This is a genomic window from Bacillus sp. FSL P2-0069, assembly GCF_038593315.1.
Lineage (GTDB): Bacteria > Bacillota > Bacilli > Bacillales > Bacillaceae > Bacillus > Bacillus safensis.
Window position 1 is genome coordinate 223,028 of the sequence record NZ_CP151984.1, and the last position, 25,382, is coordinate 248,409.

Below are 25,382 nucleotides of genomic sequence, written 5' to 3' on the forward strand. Positions count from 1 at the left end.
AATCAGGGTTTTTTTGTTTGTCTGCACCCTGTATCAAAAGTGAAAGCGATGATATACAGAAGGGATGTTAGACATGAACTGGAGAGTATATTTATTAGCCGTTTCTACTTTTGCGGTTGGATTAGTTGAGCTTGTGGTTGGTGGCATTCTGCCAAGTCTTGCAGAGGATTTGAATGTGTCTCTTGCAACAGCCGGACAGCTCATTACGGTATTTGCGATTGTGTATGCCATTTCAGCACCCGTGCTGCTGACTGCGACAGCCAAAATCGAACGAAAGCGCCTTTACTTAATCGCGTTATTGGTGTTTACAATAGGAAATGTGTTCACTTATTTTAGTTCGACCTTTGCCCTTGTCATGATATCTAGGGTGTTGATTGCGATGAGTACAGCGCTTGTGGTGGTGTTGTCTTTGACGATCACTGCCAAATTGGTGGAACCAGCACATCGTGCGAAAGCATTAGGGCTGATTTTTATTGGTATTAGCTCCTCACTTGTTCTCGGTGTACCGATCGGTATTTTTATTACAGAGAGCTTTGGCTGGAGAGTGATGTTTTTAGGAATCAGTATTCTTTCTGCCATATCGATGGTGCTGATCTATTTTCTATTGGAAAAAATGCCTGTTGAAAAAGTGACGCCTCTTAGAGAACAGATTCGTTCTTTAGGGCATCCGAAAATTTTTAGTGCACACTTGATCAGTTTGTTTATGCTTGCAGGCCATTATATGCTTTATTCTTATTTCACTCCATTTCTGATGGAAGTTCTGCATATGACCCCGTTTTGGATTAGTATTTGTTATTTGATCTTCGGACTTGCGTCTATAGGCGGGAATGGGTTTGGCGGCTGGCTCAGTGACAAACTGGGTTCAGGAAAAGCCATTTTGCTTGTGACTATGGCGTTTGCGATCGTCATGTTTATCCTTCCTTATACAGCGGGGGTGTTCGCGCTCTTTATGGTCATGGTTGTCCTTTGGGGAGCGCTCAGCTGGGCACTGACGCCTGCTTTGCAGAGTTATTTGATTCAAACAGATCCTGTCACGTCTGATATTCAGCAGAGCTTAAATACATCTGCCTTGCAAATCGGCATTTCGATTGGATCAGCGGTTGGCGGAGTCATGTTTACGATGACCGGTTCATCTGTTGATCTGGCTAAATTCGGTGCTGTGTTTGTACTGATTGCCTTTAGCTGTGCGGTGATTTCGCTGAAGAGACCGCCGCTTTATATGGATCGTCAGCATCATGCTGAATAGCTGCCTATCTTTAGGCAGCTTTTTTATGTTCATTTCAAATTCACAAGAAAAGTACCTTTCTATTCAAAGACGGCCATTTCACCGATTGGTTGGAAGCCGGCACGTTGATAAATATTTTTGCCGTCTGCTGATGCTTGTAAGATGACACATTTTTGTTTATTCTCTGTCTTGGTCAAAAGGTAATGAAACATGTCACTGCCAAGTCCTTTGCCGCGGTGTTCTGCCCTTGTTATGACATCATAAATACCGTAGCTGTCGTTTGTCTCGAATAATAAGCCTGTTGTGACCGGCTTATGGTGTTCATATCCCACGAACATGCGAGCTTTTGAGTGTAATTTTTTAATCGAAAAACGCTGGAAATAATCTTCTAAGGCGGCGGCCTCAGTCGATCCTTTGAATAGTTCAATAAAGATATGTGTGTAATCAAATAGTGTCTGCTCATCAAGTACTTCCTTGATTGTAAGTGATGAGGATGTGACTGGATCAATGTCACCTGTATGCTCAAGCATCATGATGGTATTGCGTTCGACCTCTTGAAGGTGATATTCCTTTAATAAATCAGCCCAATCAGGATGGAGTAAACGGTGATCGACCCATGTGCTGAAGATGAGTTTCTGTGACCGCATGTGTTCAATGGCAGCTTTCACCTTTTTCGGATCTTGAATTTGAGCTGATGTCGGTAAGAGCAAATTGAACGTGTCAGTCGATATTTGAGTATTGGATAGAACGAAATCGTCCGATGCAAGGAAGGTTCCGTTCACAGCAGAGGAAAACAGATGTATCTTTTCTTCTAATTGGCGAATGGCCATTAGTTGTTCAGGTTTCATTTAGCTCACCTTTTCATTATGATAATTTGGATGACATCCCCATGATTATAGCATGTGACAGGATGAGGGGAATCTAGTATAAAAGTACATATACAATTTTAAGGTCTGATGACCTATTATTTTACTAACAACCACATTTCTTTTGACTCCTTTCTTCATTATTAGTACCATTTTATTAACCAGTTAAGAGTGGAGGTTCAGATGGAAACAAAAGAGCAGATTGTATTAAAAGCGATTCAAGATCTGATTATGCATAGGGAAAAGAGACGGAATGATCCAACAGATCCACTGATTACCACGACTGATACACTCAAACAAGAATGGACACTCACACAGCTTCACATTTTATCGATGATTCAAGCCAATCCAAACGAATCAAACAATACATTTCTATCTCAACAACTAAAACTATCAAAGCCAGCTATTACAAAGGCTGTGAAAAAACTAATTGAAAAAGGCATGGTGGACTATTGCCACCGGCAGGGTGATAAGAAATCTGTCTATTATTCTTTGACAGAGGAAGGCAAGCAATTGGCAGCGCTTCATGATGAGCTGCATGAAAAAGCAGTCACGTCCTATTTAGAATTTCTTCAGCAGTTTCATGAGGATGAATTACAAGTAATTGAACGCTTCTTAAAAGCTTGGAAAGAAAAGATATAGATAAAAAACCGAAACCATCGTAAAAAGGAGATGGTTTCGGTTTTTTATGGTAAAATTAACATATATTGATGTTGTTTGAAGCCATGATGAAAGGGAGGGAGCTCATTGGAGAAAGAAATGATAGAAAATTATAAAAAATACGTATTCATCATGCCATTTGTGGGATTGTTTGTCAGCGTGCTATTATTTGTTTATTTTTTTGGTATTGCAGGAGCTGGAGAACCGATTTGGGCTGCTGCTTTGTATTGTGCTCTGCCCTTTTTGGTGAATACGATATGTTTCTTGCCTGTATGTATTTATTTTAAAGTCAGCAAAAAAAGTGAGGAACATACATGATTGTCGTCAGTGCTTGTCTTGCTGGATTGAAGGTTCGTTATAATGGCAGCCATCGATTAGATCAGCGAATTGAGGAGCTTGTTGAGGAGGGAAAGGCAGTCACAGTTTGTCCTGAGCTGCTTGGCGGCCTTTCCACGCCAAGACCTCCCGCGGAAATCATTGGCGGAGACGGACATGATGTATTACAGGGCCTCGCCTCCGTGATTGATGTACATGGAAATGATGTCACGGAGATGTATGTAAAAGGTGCGAAGGCCGCGCTGGAACAGGTTCAGTCTTTGAAAGCGACGGCGGTTGTGTTAAAAGAGTACAGCCCCTCCTGCGGCAGCCGGATGATTTATCGCGGAGATTTTAACGGGGGGACAAAAGCTGGAGATGGAGTGACATCCGCCTTGCTTAAACAGCACGGAATTCAGGTATTTTCTGAGGAGGATGATTGGACTTCACTGTTTTTATAAGTGTGGTGTGAATAGAAGGAGGAGTTAGGTTGAAAAAGTGGATGATTGGTTTAGTCGTCATTATTTTATTAGGAATTGGTATTTATTTTCTAATCAATGCAAAAACATACTCTTTTGATGATGTGGCCTCAATTGATCAAAACAAGGTGACTTCGATTCAAATTGAGCATGATAATGAGCGTGTTATGGTGGAAAAGAAAGCGGATATTCAAAAGTTACTCAAGGAATTTTCGGGTATGAAATTAAAGAAAACGAATGAAACTAAAAAAACTTCAAAAGAGTCTTATTGGATCAGAGTGTATGAGAATGAGAAGGAAACATATGGTCTGACTTTTTACGATCAAACATTTTTAGAAACATATGATTTTTCTAAAACAAAAGATCAAACCAGCGAATATCAAATCGTTGACACCAATCAAGTTGATATAGGAAAATATATCAAATAGCTCAGCCAGAATGTCATGCATGATCAATCGAAAATTCGGGTATAGTGCTTGGTAAGTAAAAAGGAAGCGGAGGTTTGTTTGATGAGTGGATTAACAGATACAGTCACATTAGCAAACGGAGTAAAAATGCCGAAGCTAGGCTTTGGTGTATGGCAGGTAAAAGATGGGGATGAGGCTGTAAATGCCGTCAAAGACGCTCTTGAAGCGGGCTACCGCAGCATTGATACAGCAGCCGCCTATCAAAATGAAGAAGGGGTAGGCAAAGCCATTCAGCAATCAGGTATCTCGCGCGATGATCTATTCATTACGACAAAGGTCTGGAATAATGATCAAGGCTATGAATCAACACTCGAAGCCTTTGAAACAAGTATGAACAAGCTGGGATTAGATGTATTAGATCTTTATTTAATTCATTGGCCAGTTGAAGGCAAATATAAAGAAACATGGAAAGCGCTAGAGAAACTATATAAGGATGGACGCGTTCGAGCGATCGGAGTGTGTAATTTCCATCAGCATCATTTAGAGGATTTATTGGAAGAGGCAGAAGTTGTGCCAATGGTGAATCAAATCGAGCTGCATCCAAAGCTGACGCAGGAGCCTTTACAAGACTACTGCAAATCGAAAGGAATTCATGTAGAGGCGTGGTCGCCATTAGGCAGCGGGAAGCTTCTAAACCATCCTGTTCTCCAGGATATCGCGAAAAAACATGATAAGTCAGTAGCGCAAGTGATTCTTCGCTGGGACTTGCAGCATGGCATTATCACCATTCCAAAATCTGTGACGAAGAGCCGAATCATCGAAAACACACAAGTTTTTGATTTCGAGCTGTCCGCACGTGAGATGGGTGTCATTGATCAGCTCAATGAAGATGAGCGCACGGGTCCAGATCCAGATAACTTTGATTTTTAATCGAAGGAAAAGCACAGGTGCGATGCCTGTGCTTTTTTATTTCCATCTTTAGACAGATTTTTGGGGGTGATAGGTCTCAATGATTTGAATGGCGTCAACAATCTGTTCTTTAGAATAGTCTCCAATCAAACAAAAGGTTTCATCTTTACGTGCCGCATGGTTTGCTACCGTAAGTGCCGCTTCTTCCAGTTGAGTTGTCATACCAAGATCGCGCATATTTCTAGGTAATCCGAGTGTTTGGTAGAGTTCAAGTAATTCCTCAACCTCGGACATTCGGTTTTCTGCGGCAAGCTGGACGAGGATGCCATAAGCTACTTTTTGTCCATGTAACACATGATGCGTTTCTTCAATAAATGTCAATCCATTATGAACGGCATGGGCTCCTGCCATTCTTCCATAGCGTCCCCCATAGCCGCCGACTGTTCCTGCTAACGTAATAATCGTATCTGTCACATCCGCGAATGCTTGGGAAAGCTGACCTGTTTTTAAGCTGTTGACAGCTTCTTCACTATGAGAAAGAAGAATGTCTCGAACATATACCGCCTGCTTTAGTGCTGCATGTACCATGAGCGGCAAGGCGCCTTTTGTGTTACGAATAATCGCTTCTGCTTCATACCATTTTGCCAGCGTATCACCAATTCCGCTTTGAAGATAGGAAAGAGGAGAGGAAAGCAAAAAAGTATGATCAATTAAGGTGAGGTAGCTGGATCGTTTATGATAATCAACTCTCATGAAGTTTCCTTTGTCATCATAAATGACGCTGAGAGGTGTAGACGCAGCACATGTGCCGGGAATCGTTGGCACCATGATGACTTCGATTTGAAGAACGTCTGCAACTGATTTTGCGGTATCTAAAATCGTTCCGCCCCCGATGCCGATGATCACATCTGACCCGTTAAGCTCTTCTGCGATCTGTGTGACCGCATTAGGTGAACTGTATCCTTTGTGCTGAATGAAAGGCCACTCGGACGGCAGCTTTGTGTATTGTGAAAAAGCTTGGTATGAATCATATCCTGTCACTACAGCAGGTGACTGAAAAGGAGAAACAAGGGATTCAAGTTCATGATAGATTCCCTTTTGAGAAATAAATTGGTTAGGGCCGCTTCTGACAATATCTTCTGGCTGGATCATGGATCATTGCTCCTTTACACATCATATTGTTCATAAATCATCTCATTTTACAGAAAGTTCTGTCAAATAGTCAAATATATGAGAAGAAAGGCCCTTCCGTTTTATGGAATTGAGCCGCCGACATTGCCTTTAGGTATGTATTTCCTGTATGATAAAGAATGGTATGTTTTGATTAAATTTAAGAGGTGTTTATATAGATGGAAAAACAATATCGCGTTTTACTTTACTATCAATATGTCCCCATTGAGGACCCAGAGACGTTTACAGCAGAGCATTTAGCATTCTGTAAGGAGCTTGGTTTGTTAGGCCGTATCCTCGTATCAGCAGAAGGCTTGAACGGAACGGTTTCTGGAACTATTGAGCAAACGGACAAGTACATGCAAGCGTTAAAAGAAGATCCGCGCTTTGCGTCTATGCCGATCAAAATTGACGAAGCAGATGGTCATGCGTTTAAAAAAATGCACGTCCGTCATCGGAATGAACTAGTGAACCTCAGCCTTGAGGATGATGTGAATCCGTTGGAATTAACGGGGAAACATCTTAGCCCGGTTGAATTTTACGAGCAAATGCAATCACCTGATACTGTTGTGATTGATGCGCGTAATGATTACGAGTTTGATGTTGGTCACTTCAGAGGGGCAGTTCGTCCTGATATTGAGACATTCCGTGAATTACCTGAGTGGATTCGTGACAATAAAGAGATTCTTGAAGGCAAAAAAATCCTGACTTATTGCACAGGCGGCGTACGCTGTGAGAAGTTTTCAGGCTGGTTAAAGCGTGAAGGCTTTGAAGATGTCTCTCAGCTTGACGGCGGAATTGTCACTTACGGAAAAGACCCAGAAGTACAAGGGAAGCTATGGGACGGTCAATGCTATGTGTTTGATAATCGCTTAACAGTACCAGTGAATCAAACAGAGCATGTGGTTGTCGGAAAAGATTTCTTCACTGGTGAGCCTTGCGAGCGTTATGTGAACTGTGCGAACCCTGCATGTAACCGTAAGATGATTGCCACTGAAGAGAGTGAGCATAAGTATATGCGCAGCTGCAGTCATGAATGCCGCACAAGCGAACGGAACCTGTATGTGAAACAGCACAATTTATCTGAAGAAGAAGTTCAAGAAAGACTAGCTGTTATTGAAAAAGAACAAGCGATTTCACAAGGATAGAGGGAACCCCCCTTTATCCTTTTTTTCTTTACATGGCGTGGGTTAGAAGGGAGAGGAAGTCATTTCCTCTATCTTTTTTGTTTTGTTTTTTTCAAAATAAGGGTAAAGGTAGTTATTCAGTCTAATAGATTGAACAGGTAAAAAAGCGCTTTCTTTTGAAATAAGCATGTTCGACTATTTCAGAAAATGAAGAATTGAGAGATAATATAACAGGCGAAAAAATGAACAAGGGTAAATGTTTATTAGAAGAAATATTTGCCAGTAAAATGAAAAGTGAGCTGCTTTGAAAGAAAGACGCTTGCTTGACACATGCTCTGTATTTTAATCGAAAGGTGTTATGAACATGAATCATTTGCATCGTAGGATGGGAACTTTCGCTTTAATGATGGTAGGTCTTGGCTCAATCATTGGTTCAGGATGGCTCTTCGGTGCTTGGCGTGCGGCTCAAATCGCCGGCCCTGCTGCTATTTTATCCTGGTTGATTGGGATGGTTGTGATTTTATTTATCGCTTTGTCTTATAGTGAACTCGGATCGATGTTTCCAGAGGCAGGCGGAATGGTGAAATATACGCAATATTCACACGGATCTTTTATTGGGTTTATTGCAGCTTGGGCGAACTGGATCGCCATTGTCTCGGTGATACCAGTGGAGGCGGTTGCTTCCGTCCAGTACATGAGCTCATGGCCTTGGGAGTGGGCAAAGTGGACATCTCATTTGGTTACAAAAGGGGTATTGACGACAGAAGGTCTTATGGTTGCCAGTGTGCTGCTTGTGATTTACTTTCTGCTTAATTATTGGACAGTTGGGTTATTTTCAAAAGCAAATACATTCATTACCGTGTTTAAAATTGTCATTCCAGGATTAACAATTGGTGCGCTCTTATTCGTAGGTTTTCATAGTGAGAATTTTACTTCTGGAACAAGTATTGCCCCTAATGGCTGGGCGAGTGTGCTGACAGCTGTTGCGACATCTGGGATTGTGTTTGCTTTCAATGGCTTCCAAAGCCCGATTAACATGGCCGGTGAGGCAAAAAATCCAGGCCGGTCGATTCCAATTGCCATTGTCGGATCGATTTTCATTGCGACTGTGATTTATGTCCTTTTACAAGTCGCCTTTATCGGTGCTGTTGATCCATCTATGATCGTGAATGGATGGGGTTATTTGAATTTCAACTCGCCATTTGCGGACCTTGCCATTGCGCTTGGTATTAACTGGCTTGTTCTGATTTTATATGCGGATGCGTTTGTGTCGCCTTCTGGTACAGGAATTACGTATACCGCAACGACGTCTCGTATGATTTATGGAATGGAAAAAAACAAATACATGCCAAGTGTGCTTGGCCGTCTGCACCCTATTTACGGCGTGCCTCGTCCAGCAATGTTTTTTAACTTAGCCGTATCGTTTATCTTTCTGTTTTTATTTAGAGGCTGGGGTGTACTTGCTGAAATTATCTCGGTCGCTACACTCATTTCTTATCTGACTGGACCAGTGACCGTCATGACGCTGAGAAAGACAGGGACAGATTTATATCGACCGCTCCGAATAAAAGGACTTAGCATCATTGCTCCTCTCGGTTTTGTCTTTGCCTCATTGACGCTGTATTGGGCAAGATGGCCGTTAACAGGTCAGGTGCTGTTCATTATTCTCATTGGTCTTCCTATCTATTTTTACTATCAAGCAAAAGCGAAGTGGAAAGGCTTCGGCCGCAACTTTAAGGCGGGTGCTTGGATGGTTGTGTACCTGCTTGTGATGATGACGATTTCCTGTCTTGGCAGTGATAAATTCGGCGGTTATAACATCATTCATTATGGCTGGGACATGGCACTGATTACGGTGGTAGCTCTGCTATTTTATATGTGGGCACTCAAAAGTGGATATGAAACAGAGTTTTTAGAGGATGCGAAAAAAATCAATGATGAGCTGCGTGCTTCTCAGAAAGAAGCTGCAGCAACCAAAGAATAAAGAAACGGCTGCCTGAACATTCCGGGCAGCCGTTTTTATTTGGCTGAATGATGCATCACATGCCGTTTCAGCCAAGTGGTGACGCCGCGCAAAACGGCCGCTGTGACAAGTGAAATGAGCACATATCTCCAAAGCTGGCCTAAGCCTTGTCCACTCAGCCAGAACACGATGCCTAGAATGATGAGGGTAAACATGAGCAAGAATAAAAATGATGCAGACCAGAAAAAAGATTTCACAGAAGGTCACCTCCTCAGGAGTATTGTATGCAGGCAATTGAAGGAACAGACCATCTATGAAAGGGTAGAATCATGGTGAAATCTATTGCAAAAGTCAGATAAAAGCACCAAGTGATTTGACAATTGTGTTAAGATGAGAGCATATTTTGAGTAAAGTTGTTGGTCATAGACGGAGGTGTTTGGAAATGCAGATTCAAAAGGTTCTAAACAATAATGTCATTAGTGTCATAGATGAACATGGAAAAGAAATCGTTGTCATGGGGAGAGGCATCGCTTTCCAGCGACGTCCCGGGGACCCGGTGGACGAATCGTTGATTGATAAAGTCTTCCGCTTGGAGGATCATTCCGTTCACGAGCGGATGAAAATGCTGCTTCAAGAGGTTCCGTATGATGTGGTCAAGGTGACCGAGGAAATGATCCAATATGCACATACAAAGCTGAACCGAAGATTAAACGAAAGTCTGCATGTATCGCTGGCAGACCATATTCATTACGCCATCGAACGGCTGAAGAAAAATCATCTGATTGAGAATTCGCTTATTTGGGAGATTAAACGCTTATACAAAGATGAATTTCTTGTGGCAAAGGACTGTCTTGAGATGATTGAAGAGCGTCTTCATATTGAACTGCCTGAGGATGAAGCGGGTTTTATTGCCATGCATATCATTAACGCAGAGCTCAATGAGGATATGAATACGACGGTCAATATCACAAAGGAAGTCAATGCCATTCTCACCATTGTGAAATATCACCTCAACATGGAATTTGATGAGGACTCACTCAACTTCTATCGTTTTCTCACGCATTTGCGCTTTTTCGTCCAGCGTCTGATCAATGAAACACTCCTTGTCAGCGAAGATCAGGACTTATATCAGCTCATCAAAGTGAAATATCCGAAAGCATACGATTGCGCAAAGAAAATCGCAGAATATGTCTATCAAACCTATCACCGGGATCTCACATCAGAGGAGATGCTGTATCTATCAATTCATTTGAATCGACTGATCAAACGAGAAAAATAAAGATAGATTTTAAAAGAAAGCGTTGACATGAGAAAAGGTGAGTGGTACTATTTGCTCATAAACATAAAAGAATACGGTTTCACAATGATCGTCTTAGAGGATTGTGACTGTTCGGCAGGCAAAACCTAAACGTTCACTGAAAAAGCGCAACAGCAAGCTGCGACTATTTTTGGTGCCCGTTTAGGTTTTTATTTTGCCCAAAAACGTATTTTTTTGAAAAAAAGGGGGTTTTTGCATGAGCTATCGTCAGTTAGCAGAAGACATTATCAAACACATTGGCACAGAGAAAAACGTTCATTCATTGGTGCATTGCGCCACAAGGCTTCGTTTCACCTTAAATGACAGATCAAAAGCAGATAAAGCGGCCATTGAAAAATTAAATGGCGTCGTTACCGTTATGGAAAGCGGCGGCCAATTTCAAGTGGTCATTGGCAATACCGTACCAGAGGTATATCGAGAAATTGGAGAGTTTACGAATCTATTAGAGGATTCCGCTGCTTCATCTGTAAAATCAGGTGAAGAGAGCACAAGCCTTTTCGGGAAATTCGTCGACATTGTATCGGGGATTTTCACACCACTTCTCGGTGTCATGGCGGGTGCAGGTATTTTAAAAGGTCTCTTAGGCATCTGTATCAATGCGAAATGGTTATCTCCTGAAGATACGTCGTATCAAATTTTATTTGCTGCATCTGACAGCTTGTTCTACTTCCTGCCATTATTGCTCGCATTCACTTCTGCTAGGAAGTTTAAAGCGAATCCGTTTGTCGCTGTGACGATAGCAGGTGCACTGATTTACCCAACCATTCAAGAATTGTCAAAAGGCGGCGGAGATGTGACATTCTTCGGGATTCCAGTCGTCTTAATGTCTTATACATCTACGGTCATCCCAATCATTTTGGCAGTGTTTGTCATGGGATATATCGAACGTTTCTTTAATAAAGTCATTCATGAAAGTGTCAAAAACTTTATTACTCCACTGATTTTGCTTGTCACGGTTGTTCCGCTGACACTCATCGTATTTGGACCATTTGGTGTGTATGCAGGAAATGGCATTGCAGCTGTTTTGCTGAAAGTCTTCTCCTTTAGTCCTACACTTGCAGGTGCTTTAATTGCGATGGCTTGGCAGATTCTTGTCATCTTCGGTATCCATTGGGGACTTGTGCCAGTGATTTTAAATAATATCGCAGTCCATGGGAAAGATCATATCAAGCCGGCCACTGCGCCAGCTGTATTTTCACAAGCCGGTGCTTCCATCGGTGTTATGCTGAAAACAAAGAATAAAAAACTGAAATCACTGGCTGGATCAACAGCAGTTTCTGCTGTGTTTGGGATCACAGAGCCAGCTGTATACGGGGTCACACTTCGTTTGAAAAAACCATTTATTGCAGCCGTTATCTCTGCTGGGGTCGGCGGTGCGATTATCGGTTATTCACAAAGTATTGCAATTGCGTCAGGCCTTCCAAGTTTACTGACACTGCCGATTTTCTACGGTCAAGGATTTACAGGGTTCATCATCGGAATCTCGGTCTCGTTCGTCCTTTCGATCATCCTAACCTATTTGATTGGATTTAAAGATCCAGTAGATGAAGATGAAACGCCGGCAGCCGCTTCTGCACCGGTAATTGAAAACGAACATGGGGTCAAAGCAGCTCATGTGAAAAGTCCTTTAAAGGGCGAGGTCATCAAGCTGGAGGAAGTGCAGGATAAAGCATTCTCATCTGGTGCATTAGGAAAGGGCGCAGCCATCATTCCATCAGAAGGAAAGCTGTTTGCACCAGTATCAGGAGTTGTGACAACGGTGTTCCCAACTGGACATGCGTATGGTCTAACCTCTGAAAGCGGAGCAGAGGTACTCATTCACATCGGACTGGATACCGTACAATTAGGCGGAAAGCATTTTACCCCGAAGGTTGTTCAGGGGCAAACCATCACAGAAGGCGAACTGCTTGCTGAGTTTGACATAGAAGCCATCCAAGCTTCAGGCCTGTCAGTCACAACACCCGTTATTATTACCAATTCAGGTGAGTTTAGCGATATCATTGAAACGGAAGAGAAACAAATCACACCAGGCCAATCATTTTTACATCTAGTTTAATCAAAAGGAGGAAGAAATCATGAGATATTCAACACTAGCATCATTTCCAAAAGACTTTTTCTGGGGCGGATCTACTTCCGCCTATCAGGTAGAGGGTGCGTGGAACGAGGATGGCAAGGGGCCTTCTGTCATTGACATGAGAGCAAGTTATCCTGAAGGGACAACGGATTTTAAAGTGGCAAGCGATCACTATCACCGTTATAAAGAGGATGTGAAGATGTTTGCGGAAATGGGCTTGAAGGCTTATCGCTTTTCCATTGCGTGGACACGGATCATTCCAGATGGAGATGGGGAGATCAATCAAAAGGGGATTGAATTCTATCATTCACTCATCGATGAATTGCGCCGCTATGGCATTGAACCAATCGTGACAATGTATCATTTTGATCTGCCTCATGCGCTTCAAGTAAAGGGCGGATGGTCTAACCGCGGGACAGTAGATGCGTTTGAACGCTATGCAGAGGTGCTATTCAAGGAGTATGGTCAGAAGGTAAACTATTGGCTGACCATTAATGAACAAAACATGATGATCTTACATGGATCAGCGCTCGGTACACTTGATCCAAATTTAGAAAATCCGAAAAAAGAACTGTATCAGCAGAATCATCATATGCTCGTTGCACAGGCAAAAGCCATGACGCTTTGTCATCAAATGCTGCCTGAAGCGAAAATTGGTCCAGCGCCAAACATTGCGCTCATTTATCCGGCTTCTCCAAAGCCTGAAGATGTGCTTGCTGCGGCGAATTACAATGCGATCCGCAACTGGCTTTATCTTGATATGGCGGTGTTCGGGCGTTATAACAACCTTGCTTGGGCGTACATGAAAGAAAAAGACATTCTTCCTGTCATCGAAGAGGGAGATATGGATATTTTGAAAAGCGCGAAGCCAGACTTCATTGCCTTTAACTACTACACCTCACAAACAGTTGAAGCGAGTAAAGGAGACGGCAACGACGAATTTGCACGCGGCGGAGATCAGCATTTGAAATCAGGTGAAGATGGCGTCTACAAAGGCGGCAACAACCCATTCTTAAGCAAAAATGCGTTTGGCTGGGAGATTGACCCTGTCGGCTTCCGTTCAACAATGCGGGAGATTTATGACCGCTATCAGCTGCCGCTTATTATCACGGAAAACGGATTGGGTGCATTCGACAAGTTAGAAGAAGATGGATCAATTCAGGATGATTATCGAATTGATTATCTAGAAAAACATATCGAGCAAATCAAATGGGCGATCACAGACGGCGTCGAGGTATTCGGATACTGCCCGTGGTCAGCCATCGACTTAATCAGCACACACCAAGGATGCTCCAAGCGCTACGGGTTCATCTACGTCAATCGCGACGAATTTGACCTAAAAGACCTCAAAAGAATTCGCAAAAAGAGCTCTTATTGGTATGAAACCTTGATTCAGCAAAATGGAGACAACATCGGGAAATAACGATAAAAAAGCCAATCACCTTATGCGGGTGGCTGGCTTTTTTTCGTTCATTTTATTGGAAAGATCATATTGTTCGAGTTGTTCTAACATGATAGTCTGATGATATATTGTAAAAATTGGATAAAAATCCATTATCAGAAAGGGGCTGTTTATATGATGACGATTTTTTTTATGTTCTTCACATTGTTTTTGATTTTTTATGGTTTGAATTATATAGGACAGAAATTAATTGCGAAGGAATATCCAATGAACCATGGATTGATTGTGACGCTGTCAGCTGTGGAAGGTATTCTTGTTTTCGTCATTGTTGGTGTGAATGCGAAATTTCCGTTTTTATTTACAGTACTTATGTCTGTTCACATCTTACTCTCTACTATTATTATACCCCGAATTTAATGAAATTTATAGACTGTTTCTCGCCCATATCTAGCCGTATACTGTTATACGCAAGTCAAAAACGATAAGGGGTGTGGCTGTATGAATGACAAGCAAAAGGTGTTAGATCCCGGGCCATTTTTTCATGGGACAAAAGCGGAATTGAAGATTGGAGATCTGCTTGAACCGCTGCATTTATCCAATTATCAGGATAAAAAATCGAACCATATTTATTTCACCGGAACACTAAACGCGGCCAAATGGGGTGCTGAATTAGCTAGGTCTGATGCGAAAGAAAGAATTTATATTGTAGAACCGTTAGGCGAGTTTGAAAATGATCCAAATGTGACTGATAAAAGATTTCCCGGCAACCCAACACGTTCTTATCGATCGAAATCTCCGTTGAAAATAGTCGCAGAATTAGGTTCTTGGGAAAGACATTCCGATGAAGAAATCAATCATATGCTGAGCTCCTTAAAAAAATTAAGTGAAGAAGGAAAAAATGTCATCTACGATTAATGATATATATCTAAATAAAAAGGCCGCCTCATGAACTGGGCGGCCTTTTGTTTGATCTTATTGAAACAACGCATCCATCAGCTCATCAAATGTGTTGGCTTGCTTGAGGGCGCGAATGCGGTCTGGATTGTCTAGTAAATCGACGGCCTGTTCAAAGAATTGGTTCATACAGGCAGCGTCATCCTTATGAATCGCTAATAAAAAGACAATTGATACTTGGTCTCCCTGCCAGTCAATCGGCTGTTTTAAGTGTGCGATGGCTACAGAGGAAGTGCCTTCATTTGTGATGAGCGGGTGCGGCATTGCAATGCCGCTGCCAAGATAGGTAGACGACATTTGCTCCCGCTCAAGCACCGAGGGCCGAAAAGAAGACGATACTAGCTGATGCGCCTCTAAATGGCTGCATAATATATCTAATACCTCATCCTTGCTGCTTAGATCAGCATTCATGAAAGTCAATCGCTCTTGAAAAAACGCCATCAGCTCTTTTGAGGGTGCCCCGTGTCCATTTAATAAATGAATGACTTCATTTACACGCTGTATATCATGATGTTCAAAAAAGGCGCTGACCTGAATGACTGGTTTCCCCTTTGATGTGAGAGGCACGGTTGTGATGATGACGTCACACGGCAAAGAGGAGCTCATGAGATAATCCTGATAGGAATAGAGCTCAACAATGTCAAGCTCGTGCTGAAAGGCTGCCTTCAATTTAATTTCAAGCAGTCTGGCCGTCCCTAGTCCAGACCCGCACACGATAATCGCTTTCTTTTTTTGCGAGGTGTCGAGCTGACTTCTTTCAAATGAAGCAGCGATATGCAGGGCAACATATGCCGCTTCATCTTCATTTGGCGTCCGTACCAGCTGTAATGCATTCAGCCCGCTGACAGCCAAATCAAACGGGTAAGGATAGGACGTTTTGATCTCATGCAAAAGCGGATTTTGTAATGATACGCCATATTGGATGCGATTTAATAACGGCTTCATATGAAGCATCAAGTCTTGCTGTAGGATGCTGTCATCAGCAAAACGATGACCGCTTATTTTTTCAATGTGCTGTAGAAAGACTGTAACCGCCTGCTGAACTTCCACTGTCGTCTGATGCTGGGCGGCTTCTTTCCACGTTTGATTCGCCAATAGATGCATGACTAAGTAATCTGTTTCATCCTCTGATAAGGTCACGCAAAAAGTGTCACTCACCTGCTGTATGATTTTTTGTGCAATTCTCATCAAAACGGGTGATCTTTGTGTACGGGCAGTACTAGCGGATATCCGCTGGTTTTTTCGTGTTTGCTGAATCGCAATGGCTAAGTGAATGACTAAATTTTTTAAGGCAATGTCTTTAATGAGCAATGATTCTTGATGCAGGTTCGTCAACACAATCGATCGAATGGTTTCAAGAGAAATATCAGGAAAATGGAGCTGCTCCCGCTCGGTGATATGAGAGAGTGCAGGCTCTTCCTCAAGAAGTAAGTCTGCATAGCACGTTCTTTTTTGCAGCTCATCTCCTTCAATCTTTAAGCCAAATCCAGGCTTTGATACAAGGGTCATGCCGTAACGGGCTAACAGCTCTCGTCCTTTTTTTAAATCACTGCTGACCGTCATGCGGCTGATAAACAGTTCTTCAGCCAGCTGGTCAATTTTTAAGTAATCTGATTGAAGCAGCAGCTTTCTCATCATAAATCGTACACGCTCTTCTGGCATGACGGGGACAAGAGAGCGGGCAGGAAGCTTTTGCTGATGAAGCCAAAGTAAGAAAGCGTCTTGGTCACTCGTTAAAAGAGTATATCCCTTCCCGCGAATCGTTTTAATCATGGCCCCAGTTTCCTTTAAATACTCATTTGCTTCCTTGATTAAATTGCGGATAGAGCGGTCAGATAAGCGAAAAGAGGCAGTGAGCTCCTCCAGCTTCACGAACCCCTTCGTTTCAAATAGCCGCTGAATCAGCTGATAGGTTCGAGGATCTGCCGTCATCATCATTGCGCGGCTCCTTGCGCCTGTAAGGCATCAGTTCCAAGAGCAATGGCGCCCATTAAACCAGATAATCCATCAAAGGATGGTTTTGTGATAATTTCATGTAAAGGCTTTGGCAGCTGCAAATAGCCGTGAAGCCGTTTGTCTGTTTCATCAAGGATAAGCGGCAGCATAGCCGGCTGTTTCATCACGCCTCCACCTAGAATGATGCGTTCTGGTGAAAGGGTGAGCAGCAGGTTAGCAGTCATCTGCCCGAGATAGTAAGCATGAAGTGACCAGGCTGGATGATCCTCTGGCAGCATTTGTGCCAGTGTATGATAGCGTCCTTCTATGGCAGGTCCAGATGCCAGTCCCTCTAAACAATCATGATGTATAGGACAGCAGCCTCCGTATGTGTCATGAGGATGCCGCTGAACGGTGATATGACCCATTTCTGGATGCAGCAAACCATGAATGAGGCGATGTTCAATATAGGCACCGCCGCCTATTCCAGTCCCAACAGTAATATAGACCAAGGAGGCAGGCTTTTCTGCTTCAGTTGAAAAACGGGCTTCTCCGAGTGCTGCACAGTTTACATCGGTATCAAGCTTCATCGGGAGCCCGAGGGCTTGTTTTATGGTAGAGAGGAAAGGGAATTGGCGCCAGGCTGTTTTTGGTGTGTCTAAAATCGTCCCGTAGCTTGGGCTTTGCTCTTTCACATCGACAGGCCCGAATGCCCCAATTCCAATGGCATCGACACGATGCTTTGTAAAGTAATCGATCACTTGCCGGCATGTTTCATCTGGATTCCCTGTTGCAAAGGAAGTCATGTGTTCAATCGTTCCGTCTGTTGTTCCGTAGCCGCAGACAAATTTCGTTCCGCCTGCTTCAATGCCTCCAATTCGCATGATCAATGCCCTCCATTAAAGAGGGGCGGAATCCAATGGATCCCGCCCCTACATGTTCATTTTTTCTTTACAATGTAGGTTTGTACCTGACAAGGTGTAAGCGGTTCAATGTGTAATGATCCATGTTGTGCTTTGAGTATATGTCCTTCAGGTGTTTCTCCTAAATTCGCTGTTTCTCCGTGTTGTAGAGATGAACTATTGATTGAAGCGGCTGTTTGACGCGTTAAATATGGATTGAAGAGACGAATGACAATGCCTGTTCCATGCTCTTCTTTTTTCAGAGCGCTTAGAATGGCTCCATCTGTCTCGATGTCAAGCAGGCTATAAGTAGATTGTAAGTCTTCTTTTTCATCTCGGAAAGAGAAAATTAAACGACCGTTTAAAAAGTCTGCCCGCTCGTAGCATTGAACAGGGGTGGTGTACCGTTTGGCAAGCTGTGCCAAGTGTCCCTCGCTGACTGCGTCCTTGCTATAGTGCATTCCAAATGAGAATGACAGTGCACCTTGCAGCTGAGCGTCAGGTGTATCAACAATTTTTTCCCCAGAGGCGCGTCCTGGACGGTAAAGAAGGTTTTCTTTCCCCATTTTTCCGAAACAGCGGAAGAGCGTATATGCAATCGTTGTATAGCCTTCTCCTGTGATCTGATATTCTCTCACGCAGTCGGTCAACAGAGCGGCACCATATGCTTCATCACGAAGTGCGACAAAGGATTGCATCGGTTCAATGGTGATCGGTTTTTCTTCCCAATGTTCATTGTTCCACCATTCTAGCTCTTGCGACAGCTCTGTTGGGCGTTCGATTGTACCAAACTGTTGATCGCTCAGTGATACGTTTGATGCGATACCTGTGTCAAAAAGAACGCGCAGGCGATGATCTAACGCATGGTTGTCCACATCTACATGAAAACGGATGACAGCATCGTCTTTGTTTAATGCTACCTTCGCTGTGATCGGAAGTGAAGTCGCAGCCAATTGCTTAGAGCGCTCCTCTAGGTCGTAAGGGACAGTGAGCTGAAGCTTGATGGTCAGCTCTTGCTGCAGGCCGCTTTTAGCCACTGAGATGTCTGCTGATGAAAGATCCTTGGATGACACATACAGGTCCTCACGAGGGGGTGAATAGTTGTAGGAATCCCCATCATCTCCGTTGTCTTCAAAGATCATTTGCTCAGAGAATGTCCGGCCAGTTTGTTTATCTGTGATGTCCAGTGATCCGTTGTCATTTGCCGCAATGCGGTAATACATATTTTCAATCACGTGTCCTTCAGTTTGTTCCCATGCCGATTCGCTTGATTCATCGAAGACCATGCTGACCTGTGTATAACCAACTGACGGGAAGTCGAGGGCTTCGATCAGCAGCACAGCTTTCCATACTTGCTTTGGCATGTACACTTCTTTACTTGGGTTAAGAGAAATTTGCTGTGCCAGCACATAATCTGTGACATCGGTTTTGCTTTTCACTGTGTACTGAAGCGTTCTTCCATTAGCATCCTTTAACGTAAATGGACGTTCCGTGATAAAGGTTTCGACTTCAATGACTTCAGAACGCTTTGAAGGCAGGGTATTGAACAACGTAAATGTGATTTCTTGCTCTGTTTGCAGTCGAATAGCGATGAGACGCATGTGCAAGTCCACAAGATTCTCAGCGATTTCCTTTGCCTGTTTGTAGCGGAAGAAGACGTCTTGATTCGTTGTGTCGCTATTACAGCCGCCAATGCTGTCATGCGCTGCATTTTCAAACATGAGGTACCAAATATCGCGAACCGTATCATGCGGATAGTCGTGTCCGAGAGAATAGCTGATCGTTAGGATGGGCTCCATCACATTCACGAGATAGTTTTCAATTTGATTGTTTAAGATTTTTAAATCCGCTCGTGTTGAAAAAATAGATTTATGAATCCGCATATGCTTCGCATGAATGAGCTCTCCGTGTAATGTCTCAAAAGATGTCCGCTCTTTTTTCACGGCTGCAATATAATCTTCTAAACTGCTGATTTCATAGTGATGTTCGTCAAGTTTATTGGCTTTTTCTAATAAATCAGGCAGGTTTTTGCGGATCGGTGCTTGGTCAAAGCCATTCGGGAAATAGACATTCTTTGTGGTGGCCTTTTCTTGCAGCGCACCGATTTTTTCAGATAAAAAGGCTTGTAAGTCCTCATCCTTCTCAGGGATATTTCCACCGTAGTAGTAGCCGAATGGCAGATTCACAGCAAAGACTTCACTGCCGTCAGCACCGCGCCAATTGAATTCAGTATGGTTCGTCATATGGTCAGAAACGCCGCGCCAAAATGCTGTATCGACAATGCCGAAGCCGCGATAAATTTGAGGCATTTGTGCGGATTGACCGAAGGAGTCAGGGACATAGCCGACTTTCATCACGTGGCCGAACTGCTGACAGCGTTCAATCCCATATTGCAGGTTCCGCACAATCGATTCACCTGAAATGACGAGCTGGTCGGTTTGGGTATACCATGGGCCGACGATGAGACGTTTCGCTGTGACAAGCTTTTTGATTCGATTTTCATCCTCTGGCCGCCATTTCAGATAATCATCTAATAAGGAAGCCTGGGCATCGAGCATGAAGTAATGGAACCTTTCATCTGTTTCAAGGGTGTCTAAAATGTCCATTACGCTTTTCATTAAGTAAATACGGGAGCGGGAGGTAGTGAAATACCATTCCCGGTCCCAGTGAGTATGTGGAATCACATGTACATTGACAGTCATTGATCAACGACACCTTTCTTCGTTCAAATTATCCTTCTAGCACAAGGTCAAAATCGTCTTCTTCTTTCTGCTTCTGATCATGTTCCGGCGTTTTTGGCTCTTTTTTCTCAGAGAAATTCACAAGTAGGTTGGCGCCAATACCGATGACGAGTGCGCCAGTTAGAGCTCCGATTAAATAAGCCCACCAGTTTCCAACTGAGAAGAAGCCGTATAGCCCGCCAATTGGCGGCATGATGTCATGAACTCCTAATAATGCAGCGACCCCGCTTCCAACAGCACATGCGACAACATTGAGCGGAATCAATTTCAAAGGATTGACGAGGGTAAAAGGGATTGCCCCTTCCGTAATACCGATAATGCCCATGACAAGGCCGCCACGCCCGGCTTCTCTAAAGGTTGGGGAGAAGTTGCGTTTTCGAATCAATGTCGCAAGCCCGTATCCAAGCGGTGGAATGACAATCGCAATATTGACGAGAATGGCAGGGAGGTAGACACCTGATAGAAAGAGGGCGTTACCAGCCATCCACGCTGATTTATTCACCGGACCGCCAAGATCGAAGCCAATCATCGCACCTAAAATGAGAGCGAGTGCGAGTGTGCTTGTTCCATCAGCGACCATACCTTTGATCCATTCAATTAATGCTGTGTTCAAAGCGCCTAATGGGCCGCCCAGAAGAACTGACATAAGAAGTCCGGTTAAGCCAACGGTAATAAGCGGCAGGATGAGCAGAGGGACGAGCCCAGCTGCAGAGCCTTGAATTTGAATTTTTCTTTTCACAAAAAGAGCAACATATCCTGCGAAGAAGCCTGCAATGACGGCACCAATAAAACCAGCATTGGTTGAGCTGGAGAGAGCACCGCCGATAAAACCGGCTGCAAGACCTGATTTATCCGCAATGGAATAGGCGATAAATCCAGCGAGCAGAACGTTCATTAAGCCAATGCCTGTCCAGCCGACCTGCTCCATTAAATAGGCACCGTGCAGTATGCCGCCAGCATCCTTATAGGTGTTTAAATCTGAAACACCAAACCCTAACCCGACCAGTTTTGCTAAACCAACGATAAGTGAGGCACCGATGATTACAGGAAGAATATAAGAAATACCGGTCATGAGATGGCCTTCAATGACTTTTAATTTTGCTTTCATTTTCTTTGCTCCTTTCTATATGGCATTGCTCATGTTTATTGAGATTCAGACTTTTTCTTTTCAACAAGTGCTACAGCTTTAGTGATAATTTGCTCGGCATTTTTTAGGGCACGTCCGATTTCGACACGTACAGTGGGAATGCCTGAGAAGCGTTCCGCATCGTTGATATGCTGATTTGAGGCAATGATGCAGAGGTCTGCCTGCTGTGCTTCCTCTGCTGTAATGCCGTTCACCTGTCCCATAATCCCCTGCTGTTCGATTTTGATCTCGTGTCCGAGCTGTTTACCTGCATTTTCTAACGCTTTGGCTGCCATTGGAGTATGAGCTAACCCTGCTGGACATGAAGTGACACCGACAATTTTCATTGTGTAATCCCCTCTTTCAATTGTTGTTCAATGACGTCGTAATAGTAATCAGCTGTTTGACCTGGTTGAATCTTTTCGATAAAAGTAGGTTCCATTAGACTGGTCGCAATACCTGACAGTAATTTCAGATGTGTGACATTTGCTTCTTCTAGTGGAACGAGCAGTGTAAATAAATAGCTTGTGGGCAAATCGTCGAAGCTTCCCCATTCAATGGGTTGTTCAAGTTCTAAAAAAAGAAGTGAAGCCGTTTGTACAGCGGAGCTTTTTGTATGTGGAATGGCAAAGCCTTGCTGAAGTCCTGTTGAGACTTCGTCTTCGCGTGTCAACAAATCTGCTAATAGCCCCGCCTGATTGTTTGTAATCTGAAGGTCTTCAGCTTTCTCGGAAATGTATTGTAAAATCTCATTCTTTGATCGTCCGTTTACTTGTGTGAAAACATGATCTTTTTGGAACAAGCTGATCCCTTCTCTCTTGTTTGTTAAGCGCTTACAAGTTGATTGTAATGTACTTTTCAGCATGGTTAAATAGCATCATTTTCCGTTTGAAATGGCAAAAAGTTTATGAAGCTATCCGTCTTGCTGACTGAATATCTCAAATCCTAGCTTAAAACGAGTTTAATTATGTAAAAAACAGATTCTACTAAATGTATTTCTGTGATATTCTTCCAAGGTATCATAAAAGATAAGGGGGTCTTTTCATGTTCAAAAAGCAGGTCAAATCCTGTGTGATCGTACTCATGGCCATCATTCTATGTATGGCAGCATTACCTGGATACGAGGCAGCAGCTGCCACTCAAGGAACAAGTGTCAATGAAGCCATTGGGTTAAAAAATGGTGAAGTCATCTCAGGTACATTACAGAATGAAAAGGAAGAGTCGTGGTATGAAATCACGCCATCTGCACAAGAGGTGGCAAAACATACACACATGCAAATTTCTGTGAAAAGTAAACAAGTGCTGTCCGTATCGGTCTATCCAAGCAAGGACAGAGCGATGAAGGATGACACATATTCAAGATATCGCGTGGACACAGCGAGCGGAGAGACAGAGATCAACTTCCCGCATGCATGGTCAGGTCCCTATTATGTCAAAGTGCTCTATTTAGGGTCAGAGGAAGACAGCCGTGATGAGGAAGAGGATGCGGCATATACAATCGGATATAAAGGAGCTAATCTTCCGCCTTCTGAACCTGTTTTTCCTGAAGAAGATGAGCCTGAAATCATCATTATTGAGAAAAAGTACGGGCGTGAAATTCTTCAATCGATTCGTACAATCGAAGATAAACGATTCAATGAAACGGCAGAAGGTCGGAAGCTTTCGCGTCTGCTCCAAAAGACAAAGCCTTTTCTCAAATCAAAGCTCATCAAACATCAAAAAGAGCAGCAAAAGGTTTACAACCATCTGCTCACATTAAAAACACTGCTAAGTGACGTAGAGAAAAATGGTGCATTTAGTGGTCATATTGTAACAGAAAAAGAACAACAGGCGATCGGCTCCCTTTTTGATATGCTCAAAGAAGCAAGTCCGGCATATTTAAAAAAGGAATTAGAAGCCGTCAGTCAAAAAATTGGCATCGATCAGCTTGAAGGAAAGTCAGTTGGTTATGTATTAGAGAAACAAAAGCTTGTAAAAGAAGAGAAGGTTAAAACGAATAAGATCATTTTTAAATTAAAGGATGGCCAAACACTTCAATCTGCGAAAAAGAAGATGAAAAGCTACGGCATCCAAGAAAACCGTGTGACATCACAGTCAGTTAGTCCTTTATTCAAAGGAATGTATGTCTATGATGTGCCAGCAGGGCAAGAATCAGCTGGAAAGACACTAAAAGCAGGCAAAGCGGTCATCAAAAGCACGGCAAGAAAGCTTTCCAGCATGCCGAATGTTGAATTTGCAGAGCCTGTTCAAACGTATCGTGCGCTAAGCAACGACGCGCAGTATGGTTATCAGTGGCCGCTGAAAAACAGTGCGCAAAACAGCGGGAAAAAAGGCGCTGACGTCAAATTTGAACAAATGAATACACTGATTGGCACAAGCAAAATGAAGCAAACATTAATTGCTGTTGTGGATACAGGTGTAGACAGTCGTTTGACAGATTTAAACGGGACTGTTCGTACAGACTTAGGTGCGAATCTCATTGGACGAAACAAAGATGCTATTGATGACAATGGACACGGTACGCATGTGGTAGGCATCATTGCCGCAAAATCCGATAATCATTACTCAATGGCAGGTCTCAATCAACATACGGGCATCATTCCGGTGAAGGTGCTGGATGCCTATGGCTTTGGCGATACAGAGCATATTGCACTTGGGATCAAGCATGCAGTGGACAAAGGCGCAAAGGTGATCAACATGAGCCTTGGCGGCTACTACAGCAGAGTGATTGAATATGCCATGAATTATGCTGCTCAAAGAAATGTACTAGTCGTCGTGGCAAGTGGAAATGATGGCGTACCAGAAATGGGCTACCCTGCGACATCAAAATACGCAATGGCGGTTGGCGCAAGCAACCGTATGGATATTGCCGCTGAGTTCTCAAGCTATGGCAAAGGACTGAGCATGTCAGCACCAGGGTCAGATATTCCGAGCCTCATGCCTGATGGGAATGTCTCATACCTGAGCGGGACATCAATGGCGACACCATATGTGGCAGCAGCAGCAGGGTTACTGCTTTCTAAAAATCCATCCTTAAAGCCAAATCAAGTGAGAAATCTTTTGCAAAGTACAGCAGATGACATCTCATTTAAATCTATTGATGGAAAAGACGACGTTTTCTATGATGAAAACGAGGAGCCAATTGTCGATCCGAAAATCCCAGGTGTCGATTGGATGACAGGACACGGCAGACTGAATGCATTTGCTGCATTAAGTGCTGTCGAATTGAATGCATCTGTGAGCAAAGTGGAGGATCAGCATCAAAAGGTGACAGGTAAAGCAAAAGCCGGTGCTGCTATTTCTGTGTATAGAGGCAAAACGCTGCTTGGAAAAGGCACAGCAGGCAAAAAAGGAACCTTTAGTGTGAAGATTAAGCATCAGAACAAAAACAAGGTCCTTCACATTAAAATGTCAAAAGGAAAGGCCGCAACGACGCTCAAAACCGTCGTGAAAAAAGGCAAAGCACCAGCTAAGCCGAAAGTGAGCAAAGTAACCGTCAAAAGTAAAGCGGTCAAAGGGACTGCGGGTGCAGGTTTGACCATTAAAGTGAAAAACAAATCAAAGAAAGTCATCAAAACAGTCAAAACCAATAGCAAGGGCGCATTTACTGCCCAAATAAAACCACAAAAAGCCAAAACGGTTTTATATGTGACCGCATCAGATGTGAGAAAAAGAGAGAGCAAATCGGTAAAAGTGGTTGTGAAAAAATAAAAAAAGGACTTCCCTTTCTAAAAAAAGGGAAGTTTTTTTGTTTTTAACTGGAAAAATACCAATTAATGTCGATAGTAAAATAGTAGGAAAAAAAAGGA

General features: G+C 43.2%; 23 protein-coding genes. 14 read left to right on the top strand and 9 right to left on the bottom strand.

The window, feature by feature from the left end; all coding sequences use genetic code 11:
* Positions 1 to 73: 73 nt before the first annotated feature.
* The gene (locus NSQ34_RS01280) at positions 74 to 1,246 is read left to right on the top strand and encodes an MFS transporter (protein WP_041115248.1); all 1,173 of its coding nucleotides are present in this window, start codon (positions 74 to 76) and stop codon (positions 1,244 to 1,246) included.
* Positions 1,247 to 1,305: 59 nt separating this feature from the next.
* On the opposite strand, the gene NSQ34_RS01285 is transcribed toward NSQ34_RS01280, so the two are convergent.
* Positions 1,306 to 2,073: a GNAT family N-acetyltransferase gene (locus NSQ34_RS01285; protein ID WP_176967365.1), complete on the bottom strand. Its 768-nt coding sequence runs from the start codon at positions 2,071 to 2,073 to the stop codon at positions 1,306 to 1,308.
* 201 nt (positions 2,074 to 2,274) lie between these two features.
* On the opposite strand from NSQ34_RS01285, the gene NSQ34_RS01290 reads away from it, so the two are divergent.
* From NSQ34_RS01290 to NSQ34_RS01310, 5 genes are all read left to right on the top strand, one after another.
* Entirely contained in the window at positions 2,275 to 2,733 is a 459-nt protein-coding gene (locus NSQ34_RS01290; protein ID WP_034283105.1) for a MarR family transcriptional regulator, read from the top strand.
* Between the two features lie 105 nt (positions 2,734 to 2,838).
* Entirely contained in the window at positions 2,839 to 3,069 is a 231-nt protein-coding gene (locus NSQ34_RS01295) for a hypothetical protein (RefSeq protein WP_041115244.1), read from the top strand.
* The gene (locus tag NSQ34_RS01300) at positions 3,066 to 3,527 is read left to right on the top strand and encodes a DUF523 domain-containing protein (protein WP_081123919.1); all 462 of its coding nucleotides are present in this window, start codon (positions 3,066 to 3,068) and stop codon (positions 3,525 to 3,527) included. Before NSQ34_RS01295 ends, NSQ34_RS01300 begins: the two co-directional genes overlap by 4 nt.
* Before the next feature lie 29 nt (positions 3,528 to 3,556).
* On the top strand, positions 3,557 to 3,973 hold the full coding sequence (locus NSQ34_RS01305; protein WP_046313670.1) for a DUF5301 domain-containing protein: 417 nt from the start codon (positions 3,557 to 3,559) through the stop codon (positions 3,971 to 3,973).
* An 81-nt stretch (positions 3,974 to 4,054) separates the two neighbouring features.
* A complete protein-coding gene (locus NSQ34_RS01310; protein WP_098677699.1) occupies positions 4,055 to 4,882 on the top strand; it encodes an aldo/keto reductase in 828 nt (275 codons plus the stop codon).
* A gap of 48 nt (positions 4,883 to 4,930) precedes the next feature.
* On the opposite strand, the gene NSQ34_RS01315 is transcribed toward NSQ34_RS01310, so the two are convergent.
* On the bottom strand, positions 4,931 to 6,013 hold the full coding sequence (locus NSQ34_RS01315; RefSeq protein WP_098677750.1) for an iron-containing alcohol dehydrogenase family protein: 1,083 nt from the start codon (positions 6,011 to 6,013) through the stop codon (positions 4,931 to 4,933).
* Between the two features lie 197 nt (positions 6,014 to 6,210).
* Here NSQ34_RS01315 and NSQ34_RS01320 point away from each other — a divergent pair, with 197 nt between their 5' ends.
* The gene (locus NSQ34_RS01320; RefSeq protein WP_039176148.1) at positions 6,211 to 7,179 is read left to right on the top strand and encodes a rhodanese-related sulfurtransferase; all 969 of its coding nucleotides are present in this window, start codon (positions 6,211 to 6,213) and stop codon (positions 7,177 to 7,179) included.
* A gap of 343 nt (positions 7,180 to 7,522) precedes the next feature.
* On the top strand, positions 7,523 to 9,142 hold the full coding sequence (locus tag NSQ34_RS01325; RefSeq protein WP_340899471.1) for an APC family permease: 1,620 nt from the start codon (positions 7,523 to 7,525) through the stop codon (positions 9,140 to 9,142).
* A 35-nt stretch (positions 9,143 to 9,177) separates the two neighbouring features.
* Here the strand turns inward: NSQ34_RS01325 and NSQ34_RS01330 are convergent, their stop codons facing one another.
* Complete coding sequence (locus NSQ34_RS01330) at positions 9,178 to 9,378, bottom strand: hypothetical protein (protein WP_144496773.1); 201 nt, start codon at positions 9,376 to 9,378, stop codon at positions 9,178 to 9,180.
* 185 nt (positions 9,379 to 9,563) lie between these two features.
* Here NSQ34_RS01330 and NSQ34_RS01335 point away from each other — a divergent pair, with 185 nt between their 5' ends.
* From NSQ34_RS01335 to arr, 5 genes are all read left to right on the top strand, one after another.
* Positions 9,564 to 10,400, top strand: a complete 837-nt coding sequence (locus NSQ34_RS01335; RefSeq protein ID WP_024424409.1) for a PRD domain-containing protein — start codon at positions 9,564 to 9,566, stop codon at positions 10,398 to 10,400.
* 235 nt (positions 10,401 to 10,635) lie between these two features.
* Positions 10,636 to 12,495, top strand: a complete 1,860-nt coding sequence (locus tag NSQ34_RS01340) for a beta-glucoside-specific PTS transporter subunit IIABC (protein ID WP_342501012.1) — start codon at positions 10,636 to 10,638, stop codon at positions 12,493 to 12,495.
* 19 nt (positions 12,496 to 12,514) lie between these two features.
* Positions 12,515 to 13,936 carry a glycoside hydrolase family 1 protein gene (locus NSQ34_RS01345; RefSeq protein ID WP_024424407.1) on the top strand — a complete coding sequence of 474 codons (1,422 nt, stop codon included), beginning with the start codon at positions 12,515 to 12,517 and terminating at the stop codon, positions 13,934 to 13,936.
* A 153-nt stretch (positions 13,937 to 14,089) separates the two neighbouring features.
* On the top strand, positions 14,090 to 14,332 hold the full coding sequence (locus NSQ34_RS01350) for a hypothetical protein (RefSeq protein WP_342501013.1): 243 nt from the start codon (positions 14,090 to 14,092) through the stop codon (positions 14,330 to 14,332).
* Positions 14,333 to 14,413: 81 nt separating this feature from the next.
* On the top strand, positions 14,414 to 14,830 hold the full coding sequence (gene arr, locus NSQ34_RS01355; protein WP_024424404.1) for an NAD(+)--rifampin ADP-ribosyltransferase: 417 nt from the start codon (positions 14,414 to 14,416) through the stop codon (positions 14,828 to 14,830).
* Between the two features lie 57 nt (positions 14,831 to 14,887).
* Here arr and NSQ34_RS01360 read toward each other — a convergent pair whose 3' ends face one another.
* Genes NSQ34_RS01360 through NSQ34_RS01385 form a run of 6 tightly spaced genes read right to left on the bottom strand, consistent with a single transcriptional unit; the run spans position 14,888 to position 22,438 of the window.
* Positions 14,888 to 16,807, bottom strand: a complete 1,920-nt coding sequence (locus tag NSQ34_RS01360) for a PTS sugar transporter subunit IIA (protein WP_101676998.1) — start codon at positions 16,805 to 16,807, stop codon at positions 14,888 to 14,890.
* Entirely contained in the window at positions 16,804 to 17,688 is an 885-nt protein-coding gene (locus NSQ34_RS01365; protein WP_041106175.1) for an ROK family protein, read from the bottom strand. Before NSQ34_RS01365 ends, NSQ34_RS01360 begins: the two co-directional genes overlap by 4 nt.
* Before the next feature lie 56 nt (positions 17,689 to 17,744).
* Positions 17,745 to 20,408 carry a mannosylglycerate hydrolase gene (mngB, locus tag NSQ34_RS01370; protein ID WP_342501014.1) on the bottom strand — a complete coding sequence of 888 codons (2,664 nt, stop codon included), beginning with the start codon at positions 20,406 to 20,408 and terminating at the stop codon, positions 17,745 to 17,747.
* 28 nt (positions 20,409 to 20,436) lie between these two features.
* Entirely contained in the window at positions 20,437 to 21,555 is a 1,119-nt protein-coding gene (locus NSQ34_RS01375) for a PTS fructose transporter subunit IIC (RefSeq protein ID WP_342501015.1), read from the bottom strand.
* A 35-nt stretch (positions 21,556 to 21,590) separates the two neighbouring features.
* The gene (locus NSQ34_RS01380) at positions 21,591 to 21,920 is read right to left on the bottom strand and encodes a fructose PTS transporter subunit IIB (RefSeq protein WP_024424400.1); all 330 of its coding nucleotides are present in this window, start codon (positions 21,918 to 21,920) and stop codon (positions 21,591 to 21,593) included.
* Positions 21,917 to 22,438, bottom strand: a complete 522-nt coding sequence (locus tag NSQ34_RS01385; protein ID WP_342501016.1) for a PTS sugar transporter subunit IIA — start codon at positions 22,436 to 22,438, stop codon at positions 21,917 to 21,919. The genes NSQ34_RS01380 and NSQ34_RS01385 overlap by 4 nt, the downstream gene beginning before the upstream one ends.
* A 179-nt stretch (positions 22,439 to 22,617) precedes the next feature.
* On the opposite strand from NSQ34_RS01385, the gene NSQ34_RS01390 reads away from it, so the two are divergent.
* Positions 22,618 to 25,284, top strand: a complete 2,667-nt coding sequence (locus tag NSQ34_RS01390; protein WP_342501017.1) for a S8 family serine peptidase — start codon at positions 22,618 to 22,620, stop codon at positions 25,282 to 25,284.
* The last annotated feature ends 98 nt before the right edge of the window (positions 25,285 to 25,382 follow it).

Excerpts from the sequence above, each read along its gene's own strand:
- NSQ34_RS01280 (WP_041115248.1), top strand. The coding sequence starts at position 74 with ATGAACTGGAGAGTATATTTATTAGCCGTTTCTACTTTTGCGGTTGGA.
- NSQ34_RS01310 (WP_098677699.1), top strand. The coding sequence starts at position 4,055 with ATGAGTGGATTAACAGATACAGTCACATTAGCAAACGGAGTAAAAATG.
- NSQ34_RS01285 (WP_176967365.1), bottom strand. The coding sequence starts at position 2,073 with ATGAAACCTGAACAACTAATGGCCATTCGCCAATTAGAAGAAAAGATA.
- NSQ34_RS01390 (WP_342501017.1), top strand. The coding sequence starts at position 22,618 with ATGTTCAAAAAGCAGGTCAAATCCTGTGTGATCGTACTCATGGCCATC.
- NSQ34_RS01325 (WP_340899471.1), top strand. The coding sequence starts at position 7,523 with ATGAATCATTTGCATCGTAGGATGGGAACTTTCGCTTTAATGATGGTA.
- NSQ34_RS01290 (WP_034283105.1), top strand. The coding sequence starts at position 2,275 with ATGGAAACAAAAGAGCAGATTGTATTAAAAGCGATTCAAGATCTGATT.
- NSQ34_RS01375 (WP_342501015.1), bottom strand. The coding sequence starts at position 21,555 with ATGAAAGCAAAATTAAAAGTCATTGAAGGCCATCTCATGACCGGTATT.
- NSQ34_RS01345 (WP_024424407.1), top strand. The coding sequence starts at position 12,515 with ATGAGATATTCAACACTAGCATCATTTCCAAAAGACTTTTTCTGGGGC.
- NSQ34_RS01380 (WP_024424400.1), bottom strand. The coding sequence starts at position 21,920 with ATGAAAATTGTCGGTGTCACTTCATGTCCAGCAGGGTTAGCTCATACT.
- arr (WP_024424404.1), top strand. The coding sequence starts at position 14,414 with ATGAATGACAAGCAAAAGGTGTTAGATCCCGGGCCATTTTTTCATGGG.
- NSQ34_RS01320 (WP_039176148.1), top strand. The coding sequence starts at position 6,211 with ATGGAAAAACAATATCGCGTTTTACTTTACTATCAATATGTCCCCATT.
- mngB (WP_342501014.1), bottom strand. The coding sequence starts at position 20,408 with ATGACTGTCAATGTACATGTGATTCCACATACTCACTGGGACCGGGAA.
- NSQ34_RS01340 (WP_342501012.1), top strand. The coding sequence starts at position 10,636 with ATGAGCTATCGTCAGTTAGCAGAAGACATTATCAAACACATTGGCACA.
- NSQ34_RS01385 (WP_342501016.1), bottom strand. The coding sequence starts at position 22,438 with ATGCTGAAAAGTACATTACAATCAACTTGTAAGCGCTTAACAAACAAG.
- NSQ34_RS01315 (WP_098677750.1), bottom strand. The coding sequence starts at position 6,013 with ATGATCCAGCCAGAAGATATTGTCAGAAGCGGCCCTAACCAATTTATT.
- NSQ34_RS01300 (WP_081123919.1), top strand. The coding sequence starts at position 3,066 with ATGATTGTCGTCAGTGCTTGTCTTGCTGGATTGAAGGTTCGTTATAAT.
- NSQ34_RS01365 (WP_041106175.1), bottom strand. The coding sequence starts at position 17,688 with ATGCGAATTGGAGGCATTGAAGCAGGCGGAACGAAATTTGTCTGCGGC.
- NSQ34_RS01350 (WP_342501013.1), top strand. The coding sequence starts at position 14,090 with ATGATGACGATTTTTTTTATGTTCTTCACATTGTTTTTGATTTTTTAT.
- NSQ34_RS01360 (WP_101676998.1), bottom strand. The coding sequence starts at position 16,807 with ATGATGATGACGGCAGATCCTCGAACCTATCAGCTGATTCAGCGGCTA.
- NSQ34_RS01335 (WP_024424409.1), top strand. The coding sequence starts at position 9,564 with ATGCAGATTCAAAAGGTTCTAAACAATAATGTCATTAGTGTCATAGAT.